Consider the following 234-nt stretch of genomic DNA (forward strand, 5'->3'; position numbering starts at 1 on the left):
AATGGCAAGACGTACACCTTGATTACGTAATGACTCGACAGCATTTCTGAATGCGCGATAGTCTGTTATCTGAGCATGTTCTGTGACTTCAAGGACAATTTTTTTGTCCAGAATATGTTGAGTTAATGCGCGCTCAACAGCACCATTTATCACGTATTCAGGTGAAATATTTAATGAGAAACTGGTGTCGTTAGAGAAAGCACTCATCTTATCAATGGCAGCCTCAATAGCCAT

At 40.2% G+C, this 234-nt stretch carries 1 protein-coding gene; it reads right to left on the reverse strand.

What is annotated here, in order from left to right; genetic code table 11:
• The coding region (locus B4K20_RS15235; protein ID WP_289283564.1) for an EAL domain-containing protein at window positions 1–234 on the reverse strand (234 nt) is incomplete at both ends.

It is taken from the genome of Methylophaga sp. UBA5088 (assembly GCF_002414625.1).
Taxonomy (GTDB): Bacteria; Pseudomonadota; Gammaproteobacteria; order Nitrosococcales; family Methylophagaceae; genus Methylophaga; species Methylophaga marina.